This window comes from Candidatus Acidiferrales bacterium (assembly GCA_035934015.1).
Lineage (GTDB): Bacteria > Acidobacteriota > Terriglobia > Acidiferrales > UBA7541 > DAHUXN01.
This window is the reverse complement of the sequence record DASYYH010000027.1, coordinates 271,820-297,620: the sequence shown is the minus strand read 5'-3', so window position 1 is coordinate 297,620 and position 25,801 is coordinate 271,820. Positions and strand designations below refer to the sequence as shown.

23 protein-coding genes and 1 tRNA gene are annotated in these 25,801 nt (G+C 57.4%); 11 read left to right on the top strand and 13 right to left on the bottom strand.

The annotated features are described in order from the left end of the window. The first annotated feature begins 88 nt into the window (after positions 1-88). Both VGR81_14350 and VGR81_14345 read left to right on the top strand, forming a co-directional pair. Positions 89-475 (top strand): hypothetical protein, encoded by a 387-nt coding sequence (locus VGR81_14350; GenBank protein HEV2290120.1) that lies wholly within the window; start codon positions 89-91, stop codon positions 473-475. Between the two features lie 89 nt (positions 476-564). Further along, positions 565-1,800 (top strand): cupin domain-containing protein, encoded by a 1,236-nt coding sequence (locus tag VGR81_14345; GenBank protein HEV2290119.1) that lies wholly within the window; start codon positions 565-567, stop codon positions 1,798-1,800. Between the two features lie 64 nt (positions 1,801-1,864). Here VGR81_14345 and VGR81_14340 read toward each other — a convergent pair. From VGR81_14340 to VGR81_14320, 5 genes are all read right to left on the bottom strand, one after another. After that, a tRNA-Cys gene (locus tag VGR81_14340) sits at positions 1,865-1,935 on the bottom strand. 52 nt (positions 1,936-1,987) lie between these two features. Beyond that, positions 1,988-2,218: a hypothetical protein gene (locus VGR81_14335; GenBank protein ID HEV2290118.1), complete on the bottom strand. Its 231-nt coding sequence runs from the start codon at positions 2,216-2,218 to the stop codon at positions 1,988-1,990. Between the two features lie 2 nt (positions 2,219-2,220). Beyond that, a complete protein-coding gene (locus VGR81_14330) occupies positions 2,221-3,210 on the bottom strand; it encodes an FAD binding domain-containing protein (protein HEV2290117.1) in 990 nt (329 codons plus the stop codon). After that, positions 3,210-5,354 carry a xanthine dehydrogenase family protein molybdopterin-binding subunit gene (locus tag VGR81_14325; protein ID HEV2290116.1) on the bottom strand — a complete coding sequence of 715 codons (2,145 nt, stop codon included), beginning with the start codon at positions 5,352-5,354 and terminating at the stop codon, positions 3,210-3,212. Before VGR81_14325 ends, VGR81_14330 begins: the two co-directional genes overlap by 1 nt. Further along, complete coding sequence (locus VGR81_14320; GenBank protein HEV2290115.1) at positions 5,354-6,070, bottom strand: (2Fe-2S)-binding protein; 717 nt, start codon at positions 6,068-6,070, stop codon at positions 5,354-5,356. Before VGR81_14320 ends, VGR81_14325 begins: the two co-directional genes overlap by 1 nt. A gap of 281 nt (positions 6,071-6,351) precedes the next feature. Here VGR81_14320 and VGR81_14315 point away from each other — a divergent pair, with 281 nt between their 5' ends. The 4 genes from VGR81_14315 (at position 6,352) to VGR81_14300 (ending at position 12,145) form a co-directional block, all read left to right on the top strand. Beyond that, on the top strand, positions 6,352-7,260 hold the full coding sequence (locus VGR81_14315) for a PhzF family isomerase (protein ID HEV2290114.1): 909 nt from the start codon (positions 6,352-6,354) through the stop codon (positions 7,258-7,260). Positions 7,261-7,370: 110 nt separating this feature from the next. Continuing rightward, complete coding sequence (locus VGR81_14310; protein ID HEV2290113.1) at positions 7,371-8,444, top strand: vWA domain-containing protein; 1,074 nt, start codon at positions 7,371-7,373, stop codon at positions 8,442-8,444. A 106-nt stretch (positions 8,445-8,550) separates the two neighbouring features. Beyond that, positions 8,551-11,517: a protein kinase gene (locus VGR81_14305; protein ID HEV2290112.1), complete on the top strand. Its 2,967-nt coding sequence runs from the start codon at positions 8,551-8,553 to the stop codon at positions 11,515-11,517. Positions 11,518-11,662: 145 nt separating this feature from the next. Beyond that, positions 11,663-12,145, top strand: coding sequence for a DUF983 domain-containing protein (locus VGR81_14300; protein ID HEV2290111.1), 483 nt, complete (start codon positions 11,663-11,665; stop codon positions 12,143-12,145). Between the two features lie 40 nt (positions 12,146-12,185). On the opposite strand, the gene VGR81_14295 is transcribed toward VGR81_14300, so the two are convergent. The 5 genes from VGR81_14295 to VGR81_14275 all read right to left on the bottom strand — a co-directional run bounded on the left by VGR81_14295 (position 12,186) and on the right by VGR81_14275 (position 15,928). Next, positions 12,186-13,133 (bottom strand): MBL fold metallo-hydrolase, encoded by a 948-nt coding sequence (locus VGR81_14295; GenBank protein HEV2290110.1) that lies wholly within the window; start codon positions 13,131-13,133, stop codon positions 12,186-12,188. 160 nt (positions 13,134-13,293) lie between these two features. Further along, complete coding sequence (locus VGR81_14290; protein HEV2290109.1) at positions 13,294-13,872, bottom strand: FmdE family protein; 579 nt, start codon at positions 13,870-13,872, stop codon at positions 13,294-13,296. Positions 13,873-13,922: 50 nt separating this feature from the next. Then, a complete protein-coding gene (locus tag VGR81_14285; GenBank protein HEV2290108.1) occupies positions 13,923-14,471 on the bottom strand; it encodes a MauE/DoxX family redox-associated membrane protein in 549 nt (182 codons plus the stop codon). A gap of 4 nt (positions 14,472-14,475) precedes the next feature. Further along, positions 14,476-15,213, bottom strand: coding sequence for a thioredoxin domain-containing protein (locus tag VGR81_14280; GenBank protein ID HEV2290107.1), 738 nt, complete (start codon positions 15,211-15,213; stop codon positions 14,476-14,478). Between the two features lie 4 nt (positions 15,214-15,217). Further along, a complete protein-coding gene (locus VGR81_14275) occupies positions 15,218-15,928 on the bottom strand; it encodes a thioredoxin domain-containing protein (protein ID HEV2290106.1) in 711 nt (236 codons plus the stop codon). Positions 15,929-16,281: 353 nt separating this feature from the next. On the opposite strand from VGR81_14275, the gene dnaK reads away from it, so the two are divergent. From dnaK to VGR81_14255, 4 genes are all read left to right on the top strand, one after another. Further along, entirely contained in the window at positions 16,282-18,231 is a 1,950-nt protein-coding gene (gene dnaK, locus VGR81_14270) for a molecular chaperone DnaK (GenBank protein ID HEV2290105.1), read from the top strand. A gap of 83 nt (positions 18,232-18,314) precedes the next feature. Further along, positions 18,315-18,698, top strand: a complete 384-nt coding sequence (locus tag VGR81_14265; GenBank protein HEV2290104.1) for a hypothetical protein — start codon at positions 18,315-18,317, stop codon at positions 18,696-18,698. Between the two features lie 80 nt (positions 18,699-18,778). Beyond that, on the top strand, positions 18,779-19,939 hold the full coding sequence (gene dnaJ, locus VGR81_14260; protein ID HEV2290103.1) for a molecular chaperone DnaJ: 1,161 nt from the start codon (positions 18,779-18,781) through the stop codon (positions 19,937-19,939). Between the two features lie 12 nt (positions 19,940-19,951). Then, positions 19,952-20,347, top strand: a complete 396-nt coding sequence (locus VGR81_14255; GenBank protein HEV2290102.1) for a helix-turn-helix transcriptional regulator — start codon at positions 19,952-19,954, stop codon at positions 20,345-20,347. Between the two features lie 55 nt (positions 20,348-20,402). Here the strand turns inward: VGR81_14255 and VGR81_14250 are convergent, their stop codons facing one another. Then, on the bottom strand, positions 20,403-20,792 hold the full coding sequence (locus VGR81_14250) for an RNA-binding protein (GenBank protein HEV2290101.1): 390 nt from the start codon (positions 20,790-20,792) through the stop codon (positions 20,403-20,405). A gap of 266 nt (positions 20,793-21,058) precedes the next feature. Between VGR81_14250 and VGR81_14245 the strand changes: the two genes are divergently transcribed. Continuing rightward, positions 21,059-21,922 carry an ATP-binding protein gene (locus tag VGR81_14245; GenBank protein HEV2290100.1) on the top strand — a complete coding sequence of 288 codons (864 nt, stop codon included), beginning with the start codon at positions 21,059-21,061 and terminating at the stop codon, positions 21,920-21,922. Positions 21,923-21,952: 30 nt separating this feature from the next. Here VGR81_14245 and VGR81_14240 read toward each other — a convergent pair whose 3' ends face one another. After that, positions 21,953-24,394: a M1 family aminopeptidase gene (locus VGR81_14240; GenBank protein HEV2290099.1), complete on the bottom strand. Its 2,442-nt coding sequence runs from the start codon at positions 24,392-24,394 to the stop codon at positions 21,953-21,955. Between the two features lie 112 nt (positions 24,395-24,506). Beyond that, positions 24,507-25,679, bottom strand: a complete 1,173-nt coding sequence (locus VGR81_14235; GenBank protein ID HEV2290098.1) for a M20 family metallopeptidase — start codon at positions 25,677-25,679, stop codon at positions 24,507-24,509. Between the last annotated feature and the right edge of the window lie 122 nt (positions 25,680-25,801).

Here is a 25,801-nt window from a genome sequence, read left to right as displayed (position 1 = left end):
CGGGCTTTGCGCTAGGGGACACCTTGACTCGGCGCAGCGGGACATGATATGAGCGGAAGTACCCAGCATTGTATTCGGAGAACGACGCATGGAGAAAGGACACGAATCGATGGCTGATAAGGGTGCGAAGATTGTGAAGCAAGAGAAGTCCCAGTTTGTGACGGACGAGCAGATCAAGACGGAACGCAAGTTTCCACGGCGGTCATTCCTTGTGGCGACGGGGACATTGCTGGCGGGCGCGGTAGCACTCGCTTCTGGAGTGCGTGCTTCGGCGCAGCAGGCAGACCCGGACAAAAAGAAGGCTTCAGATCCGGATCAAACCGACAAGAAGAAACCAATGAAGGCGAAATCCGCCAAGAAGGGATCGGATCCGGACAAGAAGAAGGGTTCCGACCCAGACAAGAAGAAGGCGAGCACGAAAGCAAAACCGAAGAAGGCTCCTCCGAAGTCGGATCCGGACGGCGCAAGGCTCTAGAAGCATCTTCATTTTGACGAAAGGCCACGAGCGCCACCTGGGCGCGAGAAAGCGCCAGGTGGCGTCTGTGTTTTCGCAGGACTATCCCCATGGCGCATCCATCAGCCGGCTTCGGCACGCAAGGCAAAGAGCGAAGCGTGAAGGAAATCGGGCCATCTCTTGAGTGGCTGCTTCACCCGACGAGCCCGAAGACGTTTTTCGCGGAATATTTCGAAAAACAGACACTCGTTGTGAAGAGAAACGCGCCGGAATATTTTCAGGGACTGCTTTCGCTCGATGAGATCGACCGCGTCATCACGACGCTGGACCGAAATTCCGATCAAATCATTCTGAAGAACGCAGCGCGCGAAATCACATCTGACGATTACACGATCGACGGCGCGATCGACGTGGCCAAGCTCTATCAGCTTTTCCACGAAGGTTCGACGATTACGCTGGCTTTCTTGGACGACGTGGTGCCGGCACTGACGCGATTCTGCCGGAGCCTGGAGCGAGAGTTCACCTGCCCGTTGCAGACAAACATTTATCTGACTCCTCCGGGAGCGCAAGGCGCGAAAGCTCACTATGACACGCACGACGTTTTTGTGCTGCAGGTTGCAGGTTCGAAAAAGTGGACGATTTACGGCACGCCGGTTGAGCTACCGCTGCCGAGCCAGGATTTTGACGCAGCGATTCATGAGGTGGGCCACCCGACGATGGAATTCGAACTGGAAGCAGGCGACGTAGCCTACGTGCCGCGAGGCGCCGCGCACGATGCGCGTTCGACGGATACCACTTCGCTGCACATCACGGCGGGGATTTTGCGCTACACGTGGACGGATCTACTGCTGGAATTCGTAGCCAGCGCGAGTTTACGCGATGCGACGTTTCGAAAATCACTGCCTCCGGGATTTGCGCGCTCCGATTTCGACCGCGAGCAGGCGCGCGAGACGTTGCGAGATTTGCTGCAACGAGCTTCGACGAACGGAGACTTTAATGCAGCACTGGACCGCTTCGCCGGCGAGTTCTTTTCGAAATGCCCGCCGCTGCTGCGCGGGCAGATGACGCAGATGGCGGCGCTGGAAAAGCTGAGCGCGGAGAGCATTGCTGGCATAAGAGACGGGGCAATTTATCGCATGGACGCGGACGGGTATTCCGTCGCAATCGAATGTTACGGGCGGCAAATCACTTTTCCGGCGCAGGCGCGCGAAGCGGTGGAATTTGCGCTGAGTCATTCGCGGTATGCCATTCGCGACCTTCCTGGGAATCTGGATGACGCAAGCAAAGTGACGATTGTGCGGCGGTTGATTCGAGAGGGTCTGGTTGAGGCCGTAATCCCGGAGTGAGATTTTCCTCGGGGCTGCGCTCGATGGCGCCGTCCGTTCACCGCGCGCGATAAAGATGAAAGTGAGGCGCGGATGGGAATCGAACCCATGTTAGAGGTTTTGCAGACCTCCCCCTAGCCACTTGGGTACCGCGCCGTCAACAGCAATATTATAGCGAAACTTATGGCCACCCTCGGAGTGGCTAGGCCTAGGCGGTCTGGCAGCAGGAGCGGCCGGGGCGGCAATCGGCGAAGCCGACAAGCTTGCCGTCGGGGCCGACGACGGATTGCGTGCGCGTACACCAGAAGGGGCCGGCGTTGCGAGCGTCGGAGGCGTCTTCCTCCTGCTGATAGAAAAGCTTCTTCGAGCGCACGGAGCTGCAGATTTGGCCGGTGGAGATGAGGACGTTGAGACTCGGTCCGGCGGAAGTTTTTAGCATGGCTATGCTGCTCCTTTCATCGCGGAGGTGAGGGCGCGTTTGACGGCGACGCGCGCGAGCTGCACTTTGTAACCGTTGCGACTGAGCGGCGTGGCGCCCTGAACGGCAGCATCGGCGGCTTTGGCCGCGTTTTCTTCGTTGAGAGCTTTGCCGGCGAGCCAGTGACTGGCGTCGTCGGCAGGCCAGGGCTTGGGCGCGACGTGGCCGAGAACGATATGAGCGCTTTCGACTGTGCCGCCATTCATTTTCAGAGCGACGGCGGCGGCAGCGAGAGGCCAGTCCATGCCTTCCTTCTGGCGGACTTCGTAGGTTGCGCTGCGCATGCCGTGCGAAGAGCCGGGCACGATGATTTCGGTGACAATTTCGTTTGGCGCGAGAGCGTGTTCGCGATCTCCGGCCTTCTGCGGGATGACGAAGAAATCCGCAGCGGAGACGTCGCGGCCGCCGCTGGGGCCTTCGACGCGGAGTTGAGCGCCGAGAGCCATGAGCGCGGGAGCGACGCTCGACGGACTGACGAATTTCGCCGGGCCGGAATTGCCGAAGATGGCGTGGTAACGATTGTCGCCCTGGGTGACGAGCGACTGCCCTTTGTCATCAAGCGCGAGGAGGCCCATGCCGTTGCGGTAATACCAGCAGCGCGGGCGCTGGCAGAGTTCGCCGACGACAGTGCCCATATTGCGATGCTGATGGCTGCGAATGCCTTCGGCGGCATCGGTGATGGCCGGGAAATTCTTGCGAACGTCGGAAGCGGAGAGCAATTGCTCGACCGTGACCGCAGCGCCGATATGCAGGCCGCCATTTTCATTGCGAATGGCATGGAGCGAGCCAACGCGCTTGATATTGACGAGGCGCTTGGTCTCTTCGATGTCGTCCTTGAGCAGCGAGAGCAGATCGGTGCCGCCGGCGAAGACCGAAGCGTCTTCCCAATCAGAGCCGAGCAGTGCGATGGCTTCTTTCACGGTGGAAGGGTTTGCGAATTCGAAAGCGTCCATTAGGCCATGCCTCCTTTTCCGAGGACCGCGAGGACGCGGTCAGGCGTCAACGGCAATTCCGGCACGCGGACGCCGATGGCGTTGGCAACGGCATTGGAAATGGCCGCGCCCGGAGAAATTACAGGCGGCTCGCCGAGGCCGATCGTGCCGCGCTCGTCATAGCCGGGGCCGGTCATCATGTGAACGACGATTTCGCCGATGTCGCCGATGCCAGCGAGTTTATAGAACTCCATATTGGGATTGAGGCAGCGGCCGGTCGGCTGATCCATGATTTTTTCTTCGTAGAGCGCATAGCAAACGCCCATGATGCAGGCGCCGAGGACCTGGCTCTCTGCCGTTTTCACGTCGATGACCAGGCCGCAATCCTGCACAGCGACATGCTTGACCATGCGCACGATGCCGGTTTCGGTGTCGACTTCGACTTCGCTCATCTGCACGCCGCCGACGCCGCTGGACATGAGCGCGTTATTTGTACGGCCTGTGCCGGTGATGGAAGTGGCGCCGAGCTTGGCGCAGGCTTGCTTCCACGTGATTGATTTCGAAGGATCACCTTTCACCTGGATTTTGCCGTTCCAGGCTTCGAGCTGATCGGCGGAAACGCCGAGCGACGGAGCGACTTTGGCGAGCAGATCGTTGAGCGCGCCGGTCGCGGCCATGCGCGTGGAGGTGCTGACGCCGCTGACGGTCGTCGAGCCGCCAGAAGCGCCCGCCGGAGGATATTTGTTATCGCCGAGATTGACTTTCACGCCGCTGAGCGGGAGGCCAAGCGTTTCGGCCGTGACGATGTTGATGACCGTACGCGTGCCGGTGCCGAGATCCTGGCTGCCGATGTTGGTTTCAACCGAGCCATCGGGGTGGATGACGACCTGACAATTGCTCAAATTGCCGCGGCCGCCCCAGGTGTGGAGCGAAAGGCCAAGGCCGCGCTTCACCGTTCCCGAGCTGCCCTGACCGCGCGGATGCCATTTGGTTTTCCAGTCCATTAATTTCGCCGCGATGGTGAATTCTTCCTGGTACGACTTGGCGCGATCGGGCTGGACGAGATTCATGTTCTTCAACATGAAATCGAGAGGGTCCATGTTGAGCTTGGCGGCGAGATCTTCCATGGCGCTATTGGAGATCAGAGCCATCTGCGGATGATTGGGCGCACGCCAGGCTCGCGCCGGGCCAATGTTGGTGAGAATCGCAGTGTGCTTGGCGCGGACGTTGGGAACCTGGAGAATGTATGGGAATTGCGGCGCTCCGGCATCGTTGACGCCGCCCGTGCCCCAGGATTCGGAATCCCAGGCGACGAGCGTGCCGTCGCGCTTGGCGCCAAGTTTGACGCGAGCGTGCATCGAGGGACGGCAGCCGGCGACCATGAGTTCGTGGTCGCGTTCGAGCATCATTTTCACGGGGCGGCCGGTCTGCTTCGAAAGTTGCGCGCAGGCGATGCCCCAAGTGTCCGCGGCAAATTTGCTGCCGAAGCCGCCGCCCACGTTTTGCATGATGACACGAATATTGTTGGCGGGAATCTTGATGCCTTGCTGGCTGAGGCCCCCGGCATATTCGCCGGCCATGCCACTGACGTTCTGAGTCGACTCCCAGACGGTCAAATTGTCGCCATTCCATTCCGTCACCTGGCCGTGAGATTCGAGGCAGCAATGCGTGATGACGGGAAGACCATAGTGGCCTTCGCTTGTGACATCGGCTTGCTGAAATCCCTGATCCGGATTACCAGCGACGTGCTGCTCAAGCTGCTTGGCATATTGGCTTCCGGCGGTTTGCGGGTCGGCGTCCGTGACGAGATACGGAAGCGGCTCGTATGCGATCTTGATGGCGTCGGCGGCTTCCTCGGCGCGCTCTTCTGTGTCCGCTGCGACGGCGGCGATTTCCTGGCCAGCCCAACGGACTTCCTGCCCTTCGGGCACGATAATCACGACACCCTTCACGCCGGGCATCTTTTCGGCTTCGCTCGTGTCGATTTTCGTGATTTTGGCGTGCGCGTGGTCCGATGTGGCCATTTTGCCCCAGAGCATTCCGGGGCGATTAATGTCGTAAGAATATTTCGCGCGGCCGGAGGACTTTTGCGGGCCGTCGATGCGCTTGATGCGCTTTCCGATAAGCGCGCGATGATCGGCTGGAGGCCAGTGATAATCCGCCATTAGGCTACCGCTCCCTTCTTTTTCGTCATCATAGCCGCGTCAAGCACGGCGTCTTTGATCCCCATATAGGTTCCACAGCGGCAAAGATTGCCACCCAGAGACTTTTCGAGTCCTTCGCGGGTTGGGTTGGGCTCGTGTTCGAGGTATGCAGCGCAAGCCATCACAAAGCCGGGCGTGCAGAAGCCGCACTGCTGCGCATCGTTGTCCCAGAAGGCTTGGGACATCGGATGCAGTCCGCCGGAGGGTTCGAGTCCTTCGATGGTGGTGATATCGCGGCCCTCGGCGTCGATGGCCAGCGTCGTGCAGGAGTAAACCGCGCGGCCGTCGATGTGCACTGTGCAGGCACCGCAGGTGGCGCGGTCGCAGACTTTTTTCGCACCGGTGAGGTCGAGATGATTGCGCAAGGCGTCCAGGAGCGTGACGCGCGGCTCGATATTCAGGCGCTGCAGCTTGCCATTGATCTTGAGTGTGACGGGCACCTCGCCCGGGCCGACGACGCCAGCGCCGCCCGTTCCTCCGGTTTGCGGACGCGGCAATGCTTCGACGACACGATCGGCGAGCAGCGCACCCGCCGAAGCAGCAACGCTGGCGATGCCGGCTCCCTTGATGAATTGGCGGCGCGAAAGATCGGGAGTGCTTTTCTTCTCCGATTTCGCGCGAGATTTTTTCGGTTTATCCGCGACTTCTGTGCGCGGGCGTTCTTCATTCGACGACATCAGCACACCCTCCCGCTATGGAAATAATTTTGAAAATTGAATGGAATCGCAAGGAACCAATAAAACGCAGGCAGGAATTTCGTGCAAACCGATCTCCGGGAATCCTTGGAATCACCGGCAGGCTCCCCCCAGAACTGCACGCGTATGATAGTTTCAGCGGCGCGCGAAGTCAAAGGCTTAGACGGCGAGCGGTTTTGCGCGGTTGCAGGCCATTCTTGCGGCTTAGGAAAATGAAGTTAAGATGGATGAATCATGAAGGAGCGAACCAGAACGGAGCGGAAATGAGCAAGAAACTGCGAGTCTATCAGGTGGATGCATTTACGAGCGTGGCGCTGACAGGAAATCCCGCGGGCGTCGTGCCTGATGCCGCGGGATTGACGGAAGCGCAGATGCAGGCGATTGCCCGCGAACTCAACAATTCGGAAACGGCGTTTCTGCTTCCTCCTTCCAGCGCCGACCACGATGTGTGGGTGCGATTTTTCACTCCGACGATGGAAGTGCCGATCTGCGGGCATGCGACGATTGCCGCTCACTACATCCGCGCGCGTGAATTGGGGATGACGGAGGGCAGAGTTTTGCAGCGGACGGGAGCGGGTATTCTGCCTGTGGAAATTGAGCGAAACGGCGACGATTTGGAAATCATCATGACGCAGGGAGAGATCAAATTTGAAAAGGTCCTCGAGGGAGCGGACAGAGAAACGCTTTTGCGCGCATTGGGCATCAGCGAAGCGGATCTGGATGCGCGCTGCCCGATACAGATTGTCTCGACGGGGCATTCGAAGGTGCTGATTGGAATCAAGGAGCACGCAAAACTGAATTCGCTCAAGCCGAACCTTTCCGAGCTGGCGAAATTAAGCGGAGCAATCGGCTGCAACGGATATTTCGTCTTCACGCTGAGCGCCTCGGACAAGGCTTTTCTGGCCGAAGGACGAATGCTTGCGCCGGCGATTGGAATCAATGAAGACCCGGTGACAGGAAATGCGAATGGGCCGCTCGGCGCGTATCTGGTGCATCACCGGCTGGTTGCGCACGATGGCAAACAATTGACGTTCTACACCAAGCAGGGCGCGGCGATGGGGCGACCGGGCAAAGTTCGCGTCGTTGTGGATATCGAGGCGGGCGAAGCGGTGAAAGTGCGAGTCGCCGGCCGCGCGACAGTCGCCTTCCAGACCGAGATGGAGATTGGGTAGCCTCTGGATTTAGCGTCGCCGCCGGTGCGATGAAGTATGGCCACAAGCGCGCGGGCTTGATTAGCGATTCGTGACAGCTTATATTTTGTGAACTAAGCGGTATGCCGAGCATGCTGAAATCTCGCCTGGCGAATGCGCTCGCGCTCCTATTCTGTTTGTGCGTGTCAACCTGCCCGGCAAATGCCCAAGCTCCCGAAACGCATGTCGTGCCTGTAACGGTCGTCACGACGGACGGCAAGCCGGTCACGAGTCTGCAATCACAGAACATTCGCGTTCGTGAGCACGGCGTGCAAGTTAAGAGCTTCAGCTTGGATGCCGGTCCACGAAGAATTGTGCTGCTCATGGACATAAGCGGCAGCATGGGCACAACCGATCACGGAAAGCTCCGCTTAATAGTCGCTTTGGAATTGATGAAGTTGTTCCTGAACAGCGTATCTAAGGGAAATTCTCTGTCGCTTTATCAGTTTGGTGATTCGCCGAGAGAGATAGTTCCATTTACCCACGATGTAGATGCGATTCGACAAGCAATAGATTCAGTTTCCGCTCTTCGAGAAAACGAAATGGTTGGACTGACAAATATCGGAGACGCCCTGAATGCAATCTTGATGAATTCGCAGGAACCGCTAGCCTTCGGCGACTCGATTGTCATGTTCACCGACGGAGAATTTAACTCCGACAACGGGAAGCAACACGCATTCAGCTCCTTTGCGCCCGCACTAGCGCGGCGCGGCGTTCGTGTGTTTTTAGTGCTGACACAGGAAAGAGGAACGACTTTGGGCGGAGCCCAAAATGACTCTACTAGTGTAAGGCAAGCCCCACCTGCTTCATCGCATCTACCTATTCGCGGGCAATTTAGTGTCCCAGCTTCTGACGGCGAGATGGCTGTTATCAACGATTCGGAATTGTTCGCGGCAGGGACTGGCGGTGAGTCTTTCGCGCCTTTTGATTATTCAAGTACCTTTCAAACATCTAAGGTCTTTCGTTCGGACGATCTCCCGCAACGAATGAAGGCGCTTTCCGCGGCCGTTCAGAACACGTATAGATTGGAGATGCAATTCTCCAAGCCGCTCAATAGGAAGATCCGGCTGCATCTCGAAGTTATGGACGAGCAAAGCAAAGCGCTTCACAACGTCACCGTCCTTAGCCCCGACTTTGTCTATCCAGATGCTGGAGCACGCCACTAACGACCAAGCACAGTACGACCCCGACAGTTTGCGAACATTCGCGGCTTGCCTTCTACCAGTCCACCACTGCGTTGACTTGATTTGTGACGCACCCTAAGATGACGGGATGGCAGATTCTCAATCTCTCATCGGCACGACAATCAATCATTACAAAATCGTTGAGAAACTTGGCGGCGGCGGCATGGGCGTCGTCTACAAGGCCGAGGACACGAAGCTCGGCCGGTTTGTCGCGCTGAAATTTCTGCCGGACGACCTGGCCGGCGACCGGCAGGCGCTCGAACGATTTCAGCGCGAGGCGCGCACGGCTTCGGCACTCGACCACCCCAACATCTGCACGATTTACGAAATCGGCGAGCACCAAGGGAAACTTTTCATCGCCATGCAGTGCCTGGAGGGACAGACACTGCGCAACCGCATCGGCGGACGGCCCCTGCCGCTGGACATTGTGCTGGAGCTGGGGACAGAAATCGCGGACGCGCTGGACGCGGCGCATGCGAAAGGCATCGTCCACCGCGACATCAAGCCGGCCAATATTTTCATCACCGACCGCGGCCACGCGAAGATTCTCGATTTCGGGCTGGCAAAGCTGACGGTAGCGGCGAGTTCGCCGAGCGACGACACTTCGGATTCGGTGACTGCCCGTGTGGATTTGCAGCTCACGAGTCCGGGGACTGCGGTCGGGACGGTTGCTTATATGTCGCCCGAGCAAGTTCGCGGCGAAACGCTCGATGCACGCACGGACCTTTTCGCCTTTGGGCTGGTGCTCTACGAAATGGCCACGGGCCGGCAGGCGTTTTCCGGCAATACGACGGGCGTGATCCAAGAAGCGATTCTGAATCGCGATCCCGCGCCGGCGAGCCGCTTGAATCCAGATGTGCCGGAGAAGCTCGAAGAAGTCATCAATAAGGCGCTCGAAAAGGAGCGCAATCTGCGGTATCAGCATGCGTCGGAGATGCGCGCGGATTTGGCGCGGCTGAAGCGCGACACGGATTCCGGCCGCACGTCAGCGCGAATGGCTGCGCGGACGAGCGCGGTTGAATCGGGAGCGCCTTCCGGCGTGTCACAAACAGGCCGGTCGCGCGTCAGTTCGGAATTCACAGCGGCGACTGGCGTGGCTGCTGCGGCCACGACGCAGGCTTCGGGAGCGGCAGCGTCGGTCAGTGCCGTTGCCGCGAAACGCTGGCCGCTGTATGCGGGGCTGGCTGCCGTGATCGTTATCGTGATTGCCGCGGGCGCATATTTCTCCGCGCATGGCAAGCCGATGCTGACGGCGAAGGACTCGATCGTGCTTGCCGATTTCGTGAATACCACCGGCGACGCGGTTTTCGATGGCTCGCTGCGGGAGGCGCTGGCGGCGGAACTGGCAGAGTCGCCCTACTTGAACGTTACTTCCGATTCTTCAATTCAACAGACACTGCATTTCATGGAGCAGCAGCCCAACGCGCGACTGACGCCCGACCTGGCGCAACAGGTTTGCCAGCGCGACGGCAGCCGGGCCGTGCTGGACGGAACGATCGCGGGAATCGGCGATCAGTATGCTTTGACGCTGACGGCTGTGAATTGCGAGACCGGCGCGTCGCTTGCCAGCGTCGAGGTCAATGCGAATGGGAAAAACAGCGTGTTGCCAGCGCTCGGACAGGTGGCGTCGAAGATGCGTTCGAAACTCGGGGAATCGCTGGCGACAATTCAGAAATTCGATGTACCAGTCGAGATGGCGACGACAAGTTCTCTCGATGCCTTGAAAGCTTACTCCCTTGGACGGAAAGACCTGGATATGAGCTATGGCACATCGGCTATTCCGCCGCTGCAGCAAGCGGTCAGTTTGGATCCGAATTTTGCAATGGCCTATGCGACGCTTGCCACTGTTTACTCTAATGTAAACAATGGGAATAACAATCCTCAAACGATGGACAACATGAAAAAGGCCTTTGCTTTGCGTGACCGGGTCAGCGAACGCGAAAGGCTTTACATCGATTCGCATTATTATGAGTTTGTGGAAGACGATCTTGGCAAAACGGAACAGACGTACCTGCTTTGGGAGCAGACCTATCCCCGTGACGAAGTTCCGTGGATCAATCTGGGTAACGTCTACCGTCAGATGGGAAGAATGGAAGGCTCAATTCAGCAGGAGTCGATGGCGGCGCAGCTCAATCCGAGCAGCGTCGTCGCGCTAAGCCAATTGACCAACGCTTATATCATGGCGAGCCGATTCGATGAGGCGGAAGCAGTCGCGCAGCGAGGCTTGGCCAAGACTCCTAAGAACCCGGCGTATCATGGGCTGCGCTGGCAGATTGCGTTTCTGCGAGGAGATGCCGCCACGCAGAAGTCAGAGATGGACTGGCTTCGCTCGAGTGATGTGGCGGCGGCGGGTGCGGACCGGCTGCAGAGTTTCGCAGACATGAGCCTTGGGCGGATGAATGAGAGCAAGAGGCTGTTTGCCCAGCAAATTGCGGCTGCCGGCTCAAAGAGCCAGGCGTTCGAAGCGCTCGCATTTCAAGCTGGCGCAGAATGCGAGTACGGCGACACGGAGGCTGGGCGCGCTGACGCAGAAAAAACGGCGGCGATCGCGGGTACTCAGGCAGATGCGTCCGTGGCGGGAGCGTTTGCCGTTTGCGGAGACGCTGCGAGGGGCGAAGCTGCGATAGCCGCTTTGGCCAAGGCGAGTCCACAAGATTGGCTCCTCAACAATGTTAACTTGCCAATCGTTCGTGCGATTGTGGCGCTCGATCGCAATGATCCACAGCGGGCAATAGCACTCTTGCAGCCAGCAGAGCCATATCGTCTGTCGCCGGGCAGCGATTATCTGTACGTTGAAGGACTGGCAGATTTGCAGGCGAAAAAAGGCAACGAAGCAGCGGCGAACTTTCAGGCTGTGCTCAATAATCCCGGACTGTACTCGTTTGATCCGACCTACCCGCTCGCTTATGTGGGCCTGGCGCGGGCGAAAATGCTGGAAGGAGACACCGCCGGAGCACGGACGGCCTATCAGGATTTTTTTGCTTATTGGAAGGATGCAGATCCCAACATTCCAATCCTGATGCAAGCCAAGGCGGAGTACGCGAAGCTTCATTAAAGCTCCGAGCCAGAGGACGCAAGAATTGCAGGAAACTTAGGACGCATCCGGAGAATCAAAGTATTGAAAGGCCGGCAGGCAGCCCAAGATCTCATAATGGGCATGAGAGAAAAGACAATTTTTCGGCCCTGCGAGGAGAACGACGATGAAGCCGCCATTTCGCCGGACAATCAGCCGCGGGCTGCGCTTCCGTTGTCCTGAGTGTGGGCAGGGCAGCGTTTTTTCCAGCTTTTTCAAGATGAACGACAATTGCTCCGTGTGCGGACTCTCGTTTTACCCGGAGTCGGGCTACTACGCGGGCGCAATGTATCTGGATTACATGATTTCCGCGGGAATTTTTCTGGCGATTTTTGTTCCTTCGCTTTTCCTGCCCACGTTCACGCACCTTACCTACATGCAGAAGGATCTCCTGTGGGTTCTCTTTGGCGCGGTTGTGTGCCTCGGCATGGCCAAGCCTTCTTATAGCCTGTGGCTCGCGATTGATTTTTGGGTCGCGCCGTGGAAGGCGGAGCCACCCGCCAAGAAAGAGGAAGATCGCCTGGAAGTTCCACTTGTGAGCCTGACGATTCGCAGCGGCAGCGGTCGCGATTCGCACGAAGATTCGCCGCACTCTTCTGAAAACTTCTAATTGCTGGTCCGCATGGCTGGGTGCGGCTTTCTTCCGGCCGTTATTGGCTCGGCGGCTGCGGGATGCGCTTCTGCCCGCGCAATTCCTGATCCGTGAGTTGAATATCAGTTTTCGCGAAGCCGAAGAAGTTCCAAGAACCATATTTCTGCTGAATTTGTGGCAGCACTGCGTTCATTAGCTCGTCGCCCGATTTTCCCTGTGCTTGCGCCTGCGCGATAAAGTCACGCAAATCGGTCAAATAGCCGCGAAAATCGCGGACGTCCTGGACGTGGCCGACTTCACCGTGACCGGGCACGAATGTCGCGGTCGGATAATCGGCGATGAGTGTATCGAGCGATTTGATCCACGGCTTGGTGGACGCGTCGATGAGATTCGGCAGCGTGTGATCCCAGAACAGATCGCCGCAGAAGACCACGTTTGCAGCCGGATCGTAAACGACGGAATCGCCGCCCGTATGTCCGGGAAGCGAGCGCACGATGAGCTTGTGCGCGCCGAGATAAATCTCCACGCCATCTTTGTATGTAACCGAAGGCAGGCCGAGCGACTCGACCATTTCCTTCTGTTCTGGCGTGATTTTCGCGCCGAAGAATTTCAGATTCTCGGTGCGTTCCCAGGCACGCACGTTTTCCTGAGCCATTACGGTCGCGCCCGCGGCGGCGAAGATGCTGTTTCCGGCGACATGGTCGAGATGGTAGTGCGTGTTGACGACGAAGCGGATCGGCAGGTTGGTCTTCGCGCGAATCTGATTCAAAAGTTCCTGTGCTGCCGGAGCGTGCTCGAACGTGTCCACAACTGCCACGCCATCATTGCTGATGACGAATCCGGCGTTTGCTCCCGCGCGCGCGGCTTTCGCATCGGGATTGTCAATGGCCGCCCATGCGCCGTTGCCGAGGTCGTGCAGCGTGAAGGGAGCCGGCGCGTCGGCTGTCGCGGCCACGCACAGGAGTGCAAGAATCGGTATAAGCGGCGCTAGAAATTTGATTCGCATGGTTATCTTCTCCTTCTCAAAAATTCGCGCAGGCAAATCTCACTTTGTCCGCTCGGCCCGACTTCAAAAAGGCGGCTATTCTATCTTGGGGCGCGACTCTGGCCAATGAAATAGCATCTTCGGACTGCCGATGACTCACCGCAAAATCTGATGGGAAGAACTATGGATGAAGAGAGTAGTAGCTTGCTCCGGCGCAGCCGCGGCAGAGCGTACGGCCGGCGACGACCACTTCGCGCTTGAAGTTGATTCCTTCGCCGCATTTTTCGCAGATCACGCGCGGAGCTTTGAAGCCCGGCAAATCCTCGGCGGGCACTTCCACGCGCACGATGCTTTTATCGAACAACTCTTCGTCCGAAAGTATGCGGTATGCGTTTTGCTGCGCGTGCTCTTTGTCCAGTGCCGGAAACATTTCCTGAGCGCGGGTTTTGGAATCTTCCCGCGCTACGATTCGCGCGCCGCGGCCGGTTTGCAAATCAACGAACGTGGCGGCCATTTTGCCCCAGTCGAGAAATTTCAAACTGCGCTTGCCGAGGCGACAGCCTGCGACGAGAGCCACAGCATCCGTTGCGCAGCGATCAATCTCAACGTACGTGACGAAACGCTTGCGCTCACGCTCAGGATCTTCGATGCCAATTTCGCGCAGCCCCAGCATCGCCAGACGCACTCCGAGGATTTGTCCTGCGCAGATGTGACCGTGCGCCTGTGCGGCCAGTTCGAGATATTCATCTAGAGTTTTCATCGCGGCTTGTGCGAATCATACGGCGCAGCGACGGCCGAGGGACAGCAAAATTATTGCGCGGACAGTTCGGCTCGAGTGGAAGAAGAAACCGCTGGACGATTCCGCTTGCGCATGACGAATGCACCGATGGTTACGGCGATGCCGAAGACAAAAAAAAGGCCATCGCGCACCAGCGTCCACGTGTCGAGCTTCTCATTCGGACCGAAACAACCACAATTGATAGCGAGATGCAGTGCGTAAGAGCGGATCACGACGCCGTAAAACATCGTGAGCAGGAGAGTCGCCGCAATGCACACGTAGGGCAGTGCAAATCCCGCGAGAAGAAGCAATCCCACAGCCAATTCCAGCCACGGCAGGGTATGCGCAAAGGGCGAAACAGCCCAGGCAGGCAATATCTGATACGAATCGACCTGCATGGCGAAAAACGTCATGGATAAATTGAGGGACGACGGCGTGACTTCCAGTGAGCGCAAGGTCCAAGGCGTGGCATTCAACGGGCGGAGTTTGCCGTAAGCTGCGGCAAGAAATATGACTGCCAAAGCCAGCCGGCCAATCAGAAGCAAGATGCGGCCTTTCGTCCATTGTGTGGCAGTGGGCATGGGATTATTTCTGGCTCAGGAGCTGGTCAAAAAACTCCCTCAGCAGGGGCCAAGACATCGCGCCGACAATCGGAGGATAGCGCTCGCCACGATGGGTGATAATCGAAGTAGGAGTTCCATTGACCGGAATCAATTCGCCGAGCGCGACATCATGCTGAATATCGGCATCGAGGGCGCAGCCTTTGATTTCTTCCTGCGTATTGACCAGGCAGCCCTTCATTAATCTCTGAACTCGTTCAAACTCGGCAGGCGTCAGCGCCTCTTTGACAAACGGCTCCATGACGCCCTTGGGATTCTCTGTGCCGTACTCCGACCAGGCCATTTGATTGTCAAAGAGAGCCCGTTCCACGGCTTCGAATTTGCCGATGCGCGCCGCTGCATTTACCCAGCGCGCGGCCCGGCGGGAATACAGATGGCCGGGAATAGGGAAATCGCGATGAATCAAGTAGACCTTTCCTTCGGCAACATAAGTATCGATCATGACTTTGAGCGTATTCTCGTAGAACTCATCGCAAGTGGGGCATTCATAGTCGTCAAACACTTCCATCTTGATCGGTGCATTCGGATTGCCAAGGGATTTCTCTGCGGTAAAGCGCGCCAATTCGGCAGGAGTCTGGGAGAAAACCGATTGCACAGACAAAATGGGAAGCAGGCAGAGAAACGCGGCCGCCGAGGCAATTCCTAGTGTCCGAAGGTGATGGCGACTGGGATTTTCGTTTGTTGAGCGGCCAGGTAGCGTCATGCGGTTACCTTTGGCTGAGGAGCTGGTCGAAGAACTGCTTCATCAGCGGCCACGAAATCGCGCCCGCGCCCGGAGGATACTGCTGCCCGCGGAACGTGATGATGAATGTGGGAGTCTGCGTGACTGGAACCAACTGGCCGATGGCAATGTCGTGCTGAATTGCGGCATCCACAGCGCAGCCCTTGAGCTCATCGTGTGAATCCGATTCGCAACCTTCCATCAGGCGATCCACGCGCTCGAATTCGGCGGCCGTCAACGCACCTTTCACAATCGGCTTGATGTTTCCCTTGGGATTCTCGGTTCCGTATTCTGACCACGCCATTTGATTATCAAAAAGCGCTCGCTCGACAGCCTCGAATTTTCCGATACGCGCCGCGGCATTCACCCAGCGAGCCGCTTGGCGCGAATACTCGTGCATAGGCAGAGGGAAATCGCGATGAATCAAATACACTTTTCCCTCGGCGACGTAGCTGTCGATCATTGGCTTGAGAGTTTGCTCGTAAAACATACCGCAGGAAGGACATTCGTAGTCGTCGAAGACTTCTATTTTGATGGGCGCACTTGGCAAGCCGAGAGACTTTTGAGATGAAAGATCAGTGGGCTGCGTGGTCGCTGACTTTTGCGGGCCCTTGGGAACAGGCAAGGCGTCCAGCGCGATTGTCAGCAAGAATGCAGCGGATACTATCGTTAGAAATCGTAGGCTAGTGCGACTCAACTGTTCCTCCGAATGAGATCCAAACGAAGCCTTATTCTAGCGCGAATCGGGAACCGCAGTAATTCGAATTCCAAAACCCTTGTCAAGATTGAAAAGCCTTGAACGCTTCGACGTGAGATGCTGGGCGCAGTGAAACGCGATGCTTGCGCAATGGAATCTATTGGCTTGGGGATCGATAAGGTGAAGAGAGATGTGACGGTGGCGGCTAAGTGCTTCCGCGACAATATAATACGAGCGCATTCAATAAACTTGACAACAGCATGCTCAATGTGTAGAATGCACTCCTGTAAGCATATAGCTATGATTCGGCGAATTTCAATGTGAGTCATTAAGACCCAGGAGGGGCATCACCAATGAGCAAGATTATCGGAATTGACCTCGGCACGACGAACTCCGTTGTGGCCGTTATGCAGGGAGGGGAGCCGACCGTCATCCCCAATCAGGAAGGCGCGCGCACAACGCCCTCTGTGGTAGCGATCACGAAGACTGGTGAGCGTCTGGTTGGCCAGGTAGCCAAGCGGCAGGCGATCACGAATCCGGAGAATACTGTCTACTCGATCAAACGGTTCATGGGCCGGCGCTATGACGAAGTTGGCGAGGAGATGAAGCGCTTGCCGTATAAAGTCGTCCGTGGCCCGCATGACGATGCCCGCGTGGAAATCTCCGGCAAGACGTATAGCCCGCCGGAAATCTCCGCCATGATTTTGCAGAAACTGAAGACCGCCGCGGAGGATTTTCTTGGCGAAAAAGTGAGCAAAGCGGTGATCACAGTTCCGGCGTATTTCAACGACGCGCAGCGCCAAGCCACCAAGCAAGCTGGCGAAATCGCGGGCATGGAAGTGCTGCGCATCATCAACGAGCCGACCGCGGCAGCGCTGGCGTACGGCCTCGACAAGAAGAAAGACGAGACGATTGCTGTTTATGACTTGGGCGGAGGGACGTTTGACATTTCGATATTGGAGGTCGGTGAAGGCGTCGTCGAAGTGAAATCAACGAACGGCGATACACATCTGGGCGGCGATGATATCGACCAGAAAGTCGTCGAATGGATTGCTGCCGAATTCAAAAAAGACAATCCGAATATCGATCTGACAAAAGACCGCATGGCTTTGCAGCGCCTGAAGGAAGCAGCCGAGAAGGCCAAGATCGAACTATCGCAGTTGCAGGAGACGGAAATCAATTTGCCGTTTATCACGGCGGATGCCTCCGGGCCGAAACATCTGGTTTTGAAGTTGAACCGCGCAACGCTGGAGCGCTTGATGGAGGATTTGCTGCAGCGCACGGTTGGGCCGGTGAAGCAGGCGCTTTCCGACGCGGGGATCACACCAGACAAAATTGACGAAGTGGTGTTGGTCGGGGGTTCGACGCGCATTCCGCGCGTGGTGGACATCGTCAAGAGCCTCTTCAACGGCAAAGAACCGCACAAGGGCGTTAATCCGGACGAAGTGGTCGCGGTCGGCGCGGCGATTCAGGGCGGAGTGCTCGGCGGGGAAGTGAAGGACATTCTGCTGCTCGACGTGACGCCGCTTTCGCTGGGCGTCGAAACGATGGGCGGCGTGATGACTGTGCTCATCCCGCGCAATACGACGATTCCGACGCGTAAAGCGGAAATGTTCTCGACGGCGTCTGACAATCAGACGTCGGTTGAGATTCACGTACTGCAAGGCGAACGGCCTGTCGCCAGCGGCAATCGCACGCTCGGAAAATTCCATCTCATCGGGATTCCTCCCGCGCCGCGCGGCGTTCCGCAGGTCGAAGTCACGTTCGATATTGACGCGAACGGCATTTTGAACGTATCGGCGAAGGATATGGCTACGAACAAGGAGCAAAAGATCACCATCACAGCATCGACTGGCCTTAGCAAGGAAGAAGCTGAACGGATGCGCAAGGAGGCGGAGTCGCACTCGGACGAGGACAAGGCCAAAATCGCTGAAGCTGAAGCGCGCAATCGTTGCGACAATCTCACATATCAGACGGAAAAGTTGATTCGCGAAAATCGCGACAAGCTCGCGGAAGCAGACGTCAAAGCGGCGGAAGAGGCGATCGAAGTAGCCAAGCGGGCGCTCGCCGAGGGCGGCGCGGAAAAACTCAATGCAGCGGTGGATCAGCTGACGCAAGCGTCGCACAAACTTGCCGAGGCTCTCTATCGTGCGCAAGCGGCATCCGGCGCCGCTGCCGGAGCGCAGCCGGGGCCGGGAAGCACAGGGCAGGGCGCGGCTGCGGACAGCAATCCGAAGCCGGGCCAGGGCGAAGTTGTCGACGCTGAATATGTCGACGTTGACGAGTCGAAGAAGCCGAATTAATTCGAGCGCAAAGTGCTTCGGGTGGGTGTGACTCCGCCCGGAGCACAGTTTTTTTCACAAAAAGAAAGCAGGGGGGATCGGCTTTGACGGAAGATTCGGGGGGAATCAAGAGGTCGGGTCCGCCGCAAGCGGTCCAAAAGGTTCGCGAGAATTATTTTCTTGTGCAGATTTTGCTGACGGCCTCGCCTTCCGCGGATTGGCGGCGGCTTTTCTATGAGGCAAGGCACGAGAAGGGAACCGGCTTTGAGCCGCGCTCGGTGGAAATTTCCGGCGCGCTGATGCGTTTTCGCACAGAACCGCAGGCGGTGGAGCAGCGCGTGAAGCTGATTGACCAGTGGACTGCCTTCGCCAACGAAAAAGATGCGGCCATGGGCAATCGCAATGAAGAGCAGCGCCGCAAGCGCGAAGAGCTGGCGCGCGAGACTGAGGAATTGAGCCAGTGGAACGGCCGCTGGGCCAAGCTTTAGATTGCCAGCATTCCAGACGCTGAGAAATTGACGCTCGGATGTACGAAACGCAGAAATCGCGGCCCTGATACAAACAACATATGCCGACAACAACCAAACAAGATTATTACGAACTCCTTGGCGTTCCGCGCAAAGCGCCATTGAAGGACATTCGCCAGGCCTATCGCAAGCTTGCCCGCAAGTATCATCCTGACCTGAATCCCGGCGATAAATCGGCTGAAGAAAAATTCAAGCAGATTCAGGAAGCCTACGAAACGCTTTCCGATCCGAAAAAGCGCCAAATGTACGACCAATTCGGCTTCAACGGGCCAAATGCACAAGGCGCACCGGGCGGATATGGGTACGCGGGGCAGGGCGCGCCTCCCGAAGATGTGCAGTTCGATTTCGGCGGCTTCGACTTTGGCGGAGCGGGCGGCACGAGCTTTCGCGACCTTTTCAGCCAGGTCTTTCGCGGCGCGAACGCTTCGCGCGCGGCGACACAAGCGGAGCCAGGTACAGACCTTGAATATCAGATTGATATTTCATTTTCCGAAGCAATGCGCGGAGCAGTGAAGAAAATTACGATTGCGCGGCTGGATGTTTGCTCCGTCTGCCACGGAACGGGCGCGCAGCCGGGGACGAGCCAGCAGGTTTGCCCCACCTGCGGAGGCTCAGGGCATATTACGCAAGTGAGCGGGGGCATGCGTTTTCAGATTGCGTGCTCACGCTGCGGCGGCACAGGTAAGTTGCACACGGTTTGCCGCACGTGCGGTGGCGAAGGACGTGTGCGCCGCGCGGATACGATTGACTTTCGCATTCCGCCGGGAGCGCAGACAGGTTCGCGTTTTCGCGTTCCGGGACGCGGCAATGCCGGAACGCTTGGCGGGCCGGCGGGCGACCTTTACGTCATCACGCGTGTGGAACAGCATCCATTTTTCGAGCGGCGCGGCGACGACCTTTACACGATCGTGCCTGTGACGGTGACGGAGGCGGCACTCGGAGCGAAAATCGAAGTGCCTACGATTGACGGCCGCGCCCAAGTGCGTATTCCGCCGGGGACAAGTAGCGGCAAGGTTCTGCGCCTGCGCGACAAAGGCGCGCCATCAGTGCGGCGGCAGGGACACCGCGGAGACCAACTGGTTGAGGTACGTGTGGTCGTGCCACGGCCGGAAGACGAACGAGTGCGGCAACTCTTGCGCGATTTAGCCAAACACGACACGGAAGACCCGCGAAAAGAAATCTTTTCGCATGGCGCTCTATAAGAGGAACGACGAATGGCGCGTCCGAGAAAAAGGGCCAAGGCTGGATACATGATCAGCGCCGTTGCGGAACTGTATAAGCTTCATCCGCAAACGCTGCGCCTCTACGAACGCGTGGGTCTGCTGAAACCGTCACGTTCGCAGGGCAACACGCGCCTTTACACCGATCAAGATCTCGAACGACTCGAAGTGATTTTGACGCTCACTCGTGAGCTCGGAGTGAATCTCGCGGGAATCGAAATCATCCTCAACATGCGCGACAAAATGTCAGAGATGCAGCATCAGATGGAGGCCTTTATCGGGTTCGTGCGCGGCGAACTGGCCAAAGGCTTTAGCGCCGAAGATCGCCGCGCAATGCGCAATGCCATTGTCCGCGCCATTCCGCCGAAGGCTATTCACATCGAGAAGTAGGATTTTTTTCTTTCGACAGGAAAATAGAAAGAGGCAGCTAACCGCAGGTTTGAAATTACCAGCGAGGCTCGCGAGGCTGGCGTGCGGAGTCGCGATAATCTTCGGTCGAAAAACGATCTTTTCCGCCTCCGCCACGATTTCCTCCGCCACGGTTCCCGCCACCTTTGTTAAATCCGCCGCCGCGCTTGGGGCCGGCTTCACCCTTGGGGCGCGCTTCGTTAACCTTCAAATTTCTGCCCCCGACTTCTTTTCCATCGAGGCCTTGGATCGCGGCAGATGCTTCCGCATCATTGGGCATCTCGATAAATGCAAAGCCGCGCGCGCGTCCCGTTTCACGATCCTTGGCGATGTGCACGCGCGCCACCTGTCCGAAGGGAGCAAAAAGCTCGCGCAATTCATTTTCGGTCGTCTGAAAGTTCAAGTTGCCAACAAACAGACTCTTCATGGCAGGTTCGCTCCTTGGGTCTTAACCGTGATGCCTTCGCCAGAGACCTTGCGCCAGACTGCACGACAAACGGCTACGGCGCAAATCGAATCTTTGTCTGAAAACGCGCGGATTATAGCACGGAAATATAATAACTCGATTGTAGCGCCCGCCCAATCGGCGGCTATCAGAACCAAACATGCGTAACTGTCGAGTATCCACAGCTTCCACATCTGTGCACAGGATGTCTGCTTGCGCGGGTGGCACGCTGCGCATATCCTTGCGTTATGGCTCAAGCGGATTGCCCGAATTGCGAGGGGACCGGCTGGAGAATTGTCGAACGGCCGGATGGAAACGCTGAAGCGCAAGTTTTCGTACCAGCAAATAGCTCTCGTGCCGGTTCAGCTGCAGGTGAACCGAAGACGGTCTGGGCTGTCCCGTGTGACTGTACCGCCGGAGATCGCCGTGACCGCGTACTTGACCGCGCGCGGCTGCCACGGCGTTACCTGCACTGCAATTTTGAAAGCTACGACACAGACCTCGATTACCGGAGCGGCGAAGCCAAGGCATGGAATCGCAGCTTGGCGCAAGCGAAGGTTGTTGTGCAGGCGTTTGCCCGTGATTTTCCCGTGGGCACAGAGCATGGACTATTGTTAATGGGGCCATGCGGCGTGGGCAAGACGCATCTGGCGGTTGCGGCGCTCGAAGAAATCGTGCAACGAGGCCACTCTGGGCTTTTTTATGACTACCGCGAACTGCTAAAGGAAATTCAGGATAGTTACAATCCGGAGAGCAATTCGACGGAGATGAGCGTCCTCGATCCCGTGCTCAAAACAGAAGTCTTGTTGCTGGATGACGTAGGCTCTTCGAAGCCTTCGCCGTGGGCGCTCGAGACCGTTGGACACATTCTCAATACGCGCTATAACGAACACCGCGTGACGCTCTTGACGTCAAACTTCCTGGATAAGGATTTTAAACGGCCGGCTGCCACTCTGCCTTCAGGGGAGGCCATTGCTGTGCCCGGCGGCGATACGCTCGAAGATCGCGTCGGAATGCGCATTCGCTCGCGGCTCTACGAAATGTGCCGCACAGTCGAAATTGTCGCGCCGGATTACCGCAAGGAAGTCCGTCACGCGGGTTTTCACGCATAGTTTCGATTCCCGCCGCTCCGGATTTGACAATTATTTTGTACGGCAGAGAATCGTGTGTTCGGGATCGATCGCAAGTTTCTGGGGACGCACGCGCGATTCGAAGCGGAAGTCCGTCGAGCTTCCCGTCGTAACCACATTGCCGAGGTAAATCGTTTCCTTTGTCCGCGGGTTTGCCAGAGTTTCGTAGATCGGGACTGATTCCGTGAACGCGCCTGGGACGCCATCCTGTTGCAACGTGCCCTCGATTTCGAATTGATCTCCCCGCGGACGTACATGAAATGTCGCGCTGTATTCCGGAATTCCTGTGGAGCGCACCCACTCGTCGAAAAACCAATCCACGGAGTGGTCATTCTCAAGATCCATGGACCGCGTCATGACATGATTAACCTCTTCTTCGAATTGCTCAGTCGAGAGCGGCTGGAAGCGATATTTTTCGAGAACATTTCGCAGGAGTTCCGCGAATCGGGCGTCGGGATTCCTTGCGTGAGGATCACGCAGCATCATGCGAAGCATGTGAATCACCCAGGCGCCCTTGTCGTAGATGATTGTGTTGTAGGCGTCGGGCGATCTAGAGGAATCCACGCGATATCCGAAATCAAGCGGGCCGGCCTGCTCGATTGTTTCTTCGCCAGAGGGCACTTTCGCGAGGAGCGCATCGCGATAGATGGAAAGCCAGCGGTCCATGGAATGTTTCCCCGGATGGCGGCTCTCGTCATACATCAGAGACAAATAATCGGCCACGGCCTCTTCCAGCCAGACGTCTCGGTAGCTTGCCGCGTCGACGACGTTGCCCCACCACTGGTGGGCGACTTCGTGGTAAGGAACCAGTCTTTGCACTTCTTCCTGCGCTTCCACTGCCAATCCTGCCTGCTGTTGAGCCTGTGGCGGAAGGAAAACCAGTGTCGTCAAATAGAGAAGGCCAGGCCAGCCCTGGCCAAAAGAGCCGGGGATTTGGGAGACGTCCAGTTCGGGGAAAGGGAAAGGGCCGTCCAGTTTTTCGTAGTAATCCACGGAGCCCGCAAGACTTTTACCGAGGTCCTTCAACACTCCGGCGGGATTGGGCAATAGGCCCTGAGTGCCGGTAGCGTCAATCGACTGCTGGATCTGGCCAGGTAACAAACGATCGGTCGAGTTCTGCTGCAATCGATTTACGATCGCCTGCTCGAGATCGTGGTTTGCGAAAAGATTGATTGCCGGGTTGCCAGGAACAGTCAGGGAGGCATAATCGCCCAAATTAAATCCTACGACAGCAACAGGAGAAGATGTATGCCAATGGCCCGTGCGGGCTGAGCCTTCGTCTGCCGTTTCTATTTGTTGCCCCGTGGCAACGAGTGTCAGATGCTTTGGCCAGCGGAACTTCAAGTCGTAAGGCACGAATAATTGCTGTCCGGCCACGCGCGCATACCAGCTCCCGCGATCGCCAACGAAAAACACTCCATTGCCGGCATCCTCAATCACGGTTCCCGAGTATGTTACGCGGAGGCGATATTCATCGTTGGGCGGGGCCTCGGCCGGCAATACGACGAATAGCGCATCGTTTCCTCTTCGGGCGATTTCCTGACGGCTCAAATCCTGGTTCTGGAAAAACGGTAGTTTCTGACCGGCGGAATCCGTGACGCTCTGTACTCGCAAGGACCGTGAAAGCTCCAATTCGAGCATGCGCTCGTAATTGCCATGAATCCTCAGATGAATTTCGGTTGTGCCTGAGAGGCTCAGGTCGTCGTTGATCGTTGTGTCTATCCCATAGTCCAAGGGCGTGAATTCAGCAAGCGGAGCGGGAAGATTTGGAGCGGCAAATGCGCTCCATGTGTCGAGATAAGAAGCGCCATTTGCGTCGCGGACTTGGCCAATGGTCACCGTGTCGGCGCGCTGCTCGTCCACATAGGCATCAAAAGGATCCATCGTTTCTGAGCTTAGCGCGGCATAGAAATAAGGTTTCGGCGAGGCCGAAAGCCAGTCCTCCATCGCGCGAAGTGTCAATCCCGGATTTAGTTTTGCCACGATGGGCGCCCATGTTCGCACGAATTCAGGATCGTTCGACGCAGTAGCCTTTTGGTCCGCCAACTCGCGCTCGATTTCCTTGCGGAAGCTATCATCGAAACGCAGGTAGGCCTGCGAAATGTCCAGATCGATCAAGGGGACTTTCAAAAAACGAAATACAGAGGCTCGCTCGGCGGCATTGGGCGGCAGCGCGAAGAAATGCCCTCGGCCAAGGAAAACGGCTCCTGTAACGCGGCCGTCGACGGCCATCAAGAAAGCAAACTTGCCATCCCCTAAAGTGAGCGCCACGCCATCGCGGCGCAGCGTCAAGTCTCGAACTGCATAGATGCGCGACGGATCCACCTGGACCGTGCTCAACGATTGATAGAGCTCCTCCGAAGTCTGCGTTTGTGGCATCGGAGGAGCCTGCATCGCGGACGTGGCGCCATTGACAAGAAAAAATCCCGCGATGATTAGGAACCTGCCGAACATGTCTTTGACTCTAGCAACTTGTGGCATATACCGGCAAGTCATGAGCAGACGTATTGCTTTGTGAGTGTGGCGCGGATGGAAGCAGTCCCGATGCACGAGAAATGCCGGCCTTCTATATTGTTGCGAGCAAGCCAGCGAGCAATGCAGCATGTTGCAGAAGTCCGCGAATCACCACGTGTTCTTTGGGGCTGTGCGCTCCGTCGCCGACCGCGCCCATGCCGTCGAGTGTAGGGATGCCCAAAGCGGCGGTGAAGTTGCCGTCTGATCCCCCGCCCGTCGATGCTTCGTTGAGGTCAAGCCCCATCTCGCGCGCCAGTTCGCGCGCGAGCTGAAAGAGCTTGCGCGATCCCGCGGAACGTTCCATCGGCGGCCGGTTCACTCCGCCACGGACTTCAATTTTCGCACCGGGCATAATTGGCCGTATCGCATGGAGCCGCCGATTCAGCGCAGCAGCATCTTCCGCACGCGTTGCACGGACATCAATGCGCGCGCATGCGCGATCCGGGACGACGTTTGTCGCCGTCCCGCCTTCGACGACATTCGCCTGCAACGTAATCCCCCGGCGCGGATTGTTTAGCTCCATCAATCGCGCAATTTGCAGTGAAATTTCGTGCACGGCATTGACGCCGCGCTCAGGATCGATTCCCGCGTGTGCGCTGCGGCCGGTGACAGTCAGCTGCGCCTCGCCGACGCCCTTCCGCTGAGTCTTGAAACGGCCGTCCAATCCAAACGAAGGTTCGAGCACGAACACCGCGTCGCTCTCGCGCGCCGTGTTTTCGATTGCTCTCCGAGAGCTATGGCTACCTGTCTCTTCGTCCGACGTCCACAGGAATGTAAATTTCTTTCGCGGGCGGATGCCGAAAGCCCGCAGCGCGTCGACGGCCGCGAGCGCAATCGTTAACCCGCCTTTCATGTCGAATGTGCCCGGTCCCCACGCGCGTCCATTCGCTATTAGGAATGGCATTTTCCTGAGCGTGCCCAGCGGATAGACCGTATCGAGATGGCCAAGGATCATGATTTGCCCTGAAGGACGTCCGCGCCCAAGCCACAGGTCTGCGCCGATATGGTTTCCACGTTCTCGTTGCCGCAAGAGGCGGACTCGCGCACCTCGGTGATTCCATTCCTTCGCAACCATCGCGCCGAGTTCGTCCACGGCCGCCTTATTGTCTGTGGGTGACTCGATTTCAACCATGGTTTTCATCAAACGCAGGATTGACGTTTCGTGATCGCTCATCCAGTTGAGCAAATCCCTCATCGAAATCGTCGTTGCTTTGACCAATATCATGTGGCGTATCCTAACAACCGCGCAGGCATTCAGCAACGCCATGCGCGCTTTGATTTGGTTTCACCCGCACGGTAGCGCAAATTCCTGTTTTGTGCTCGCCGGTGCGTCCGGTATATTGGTTA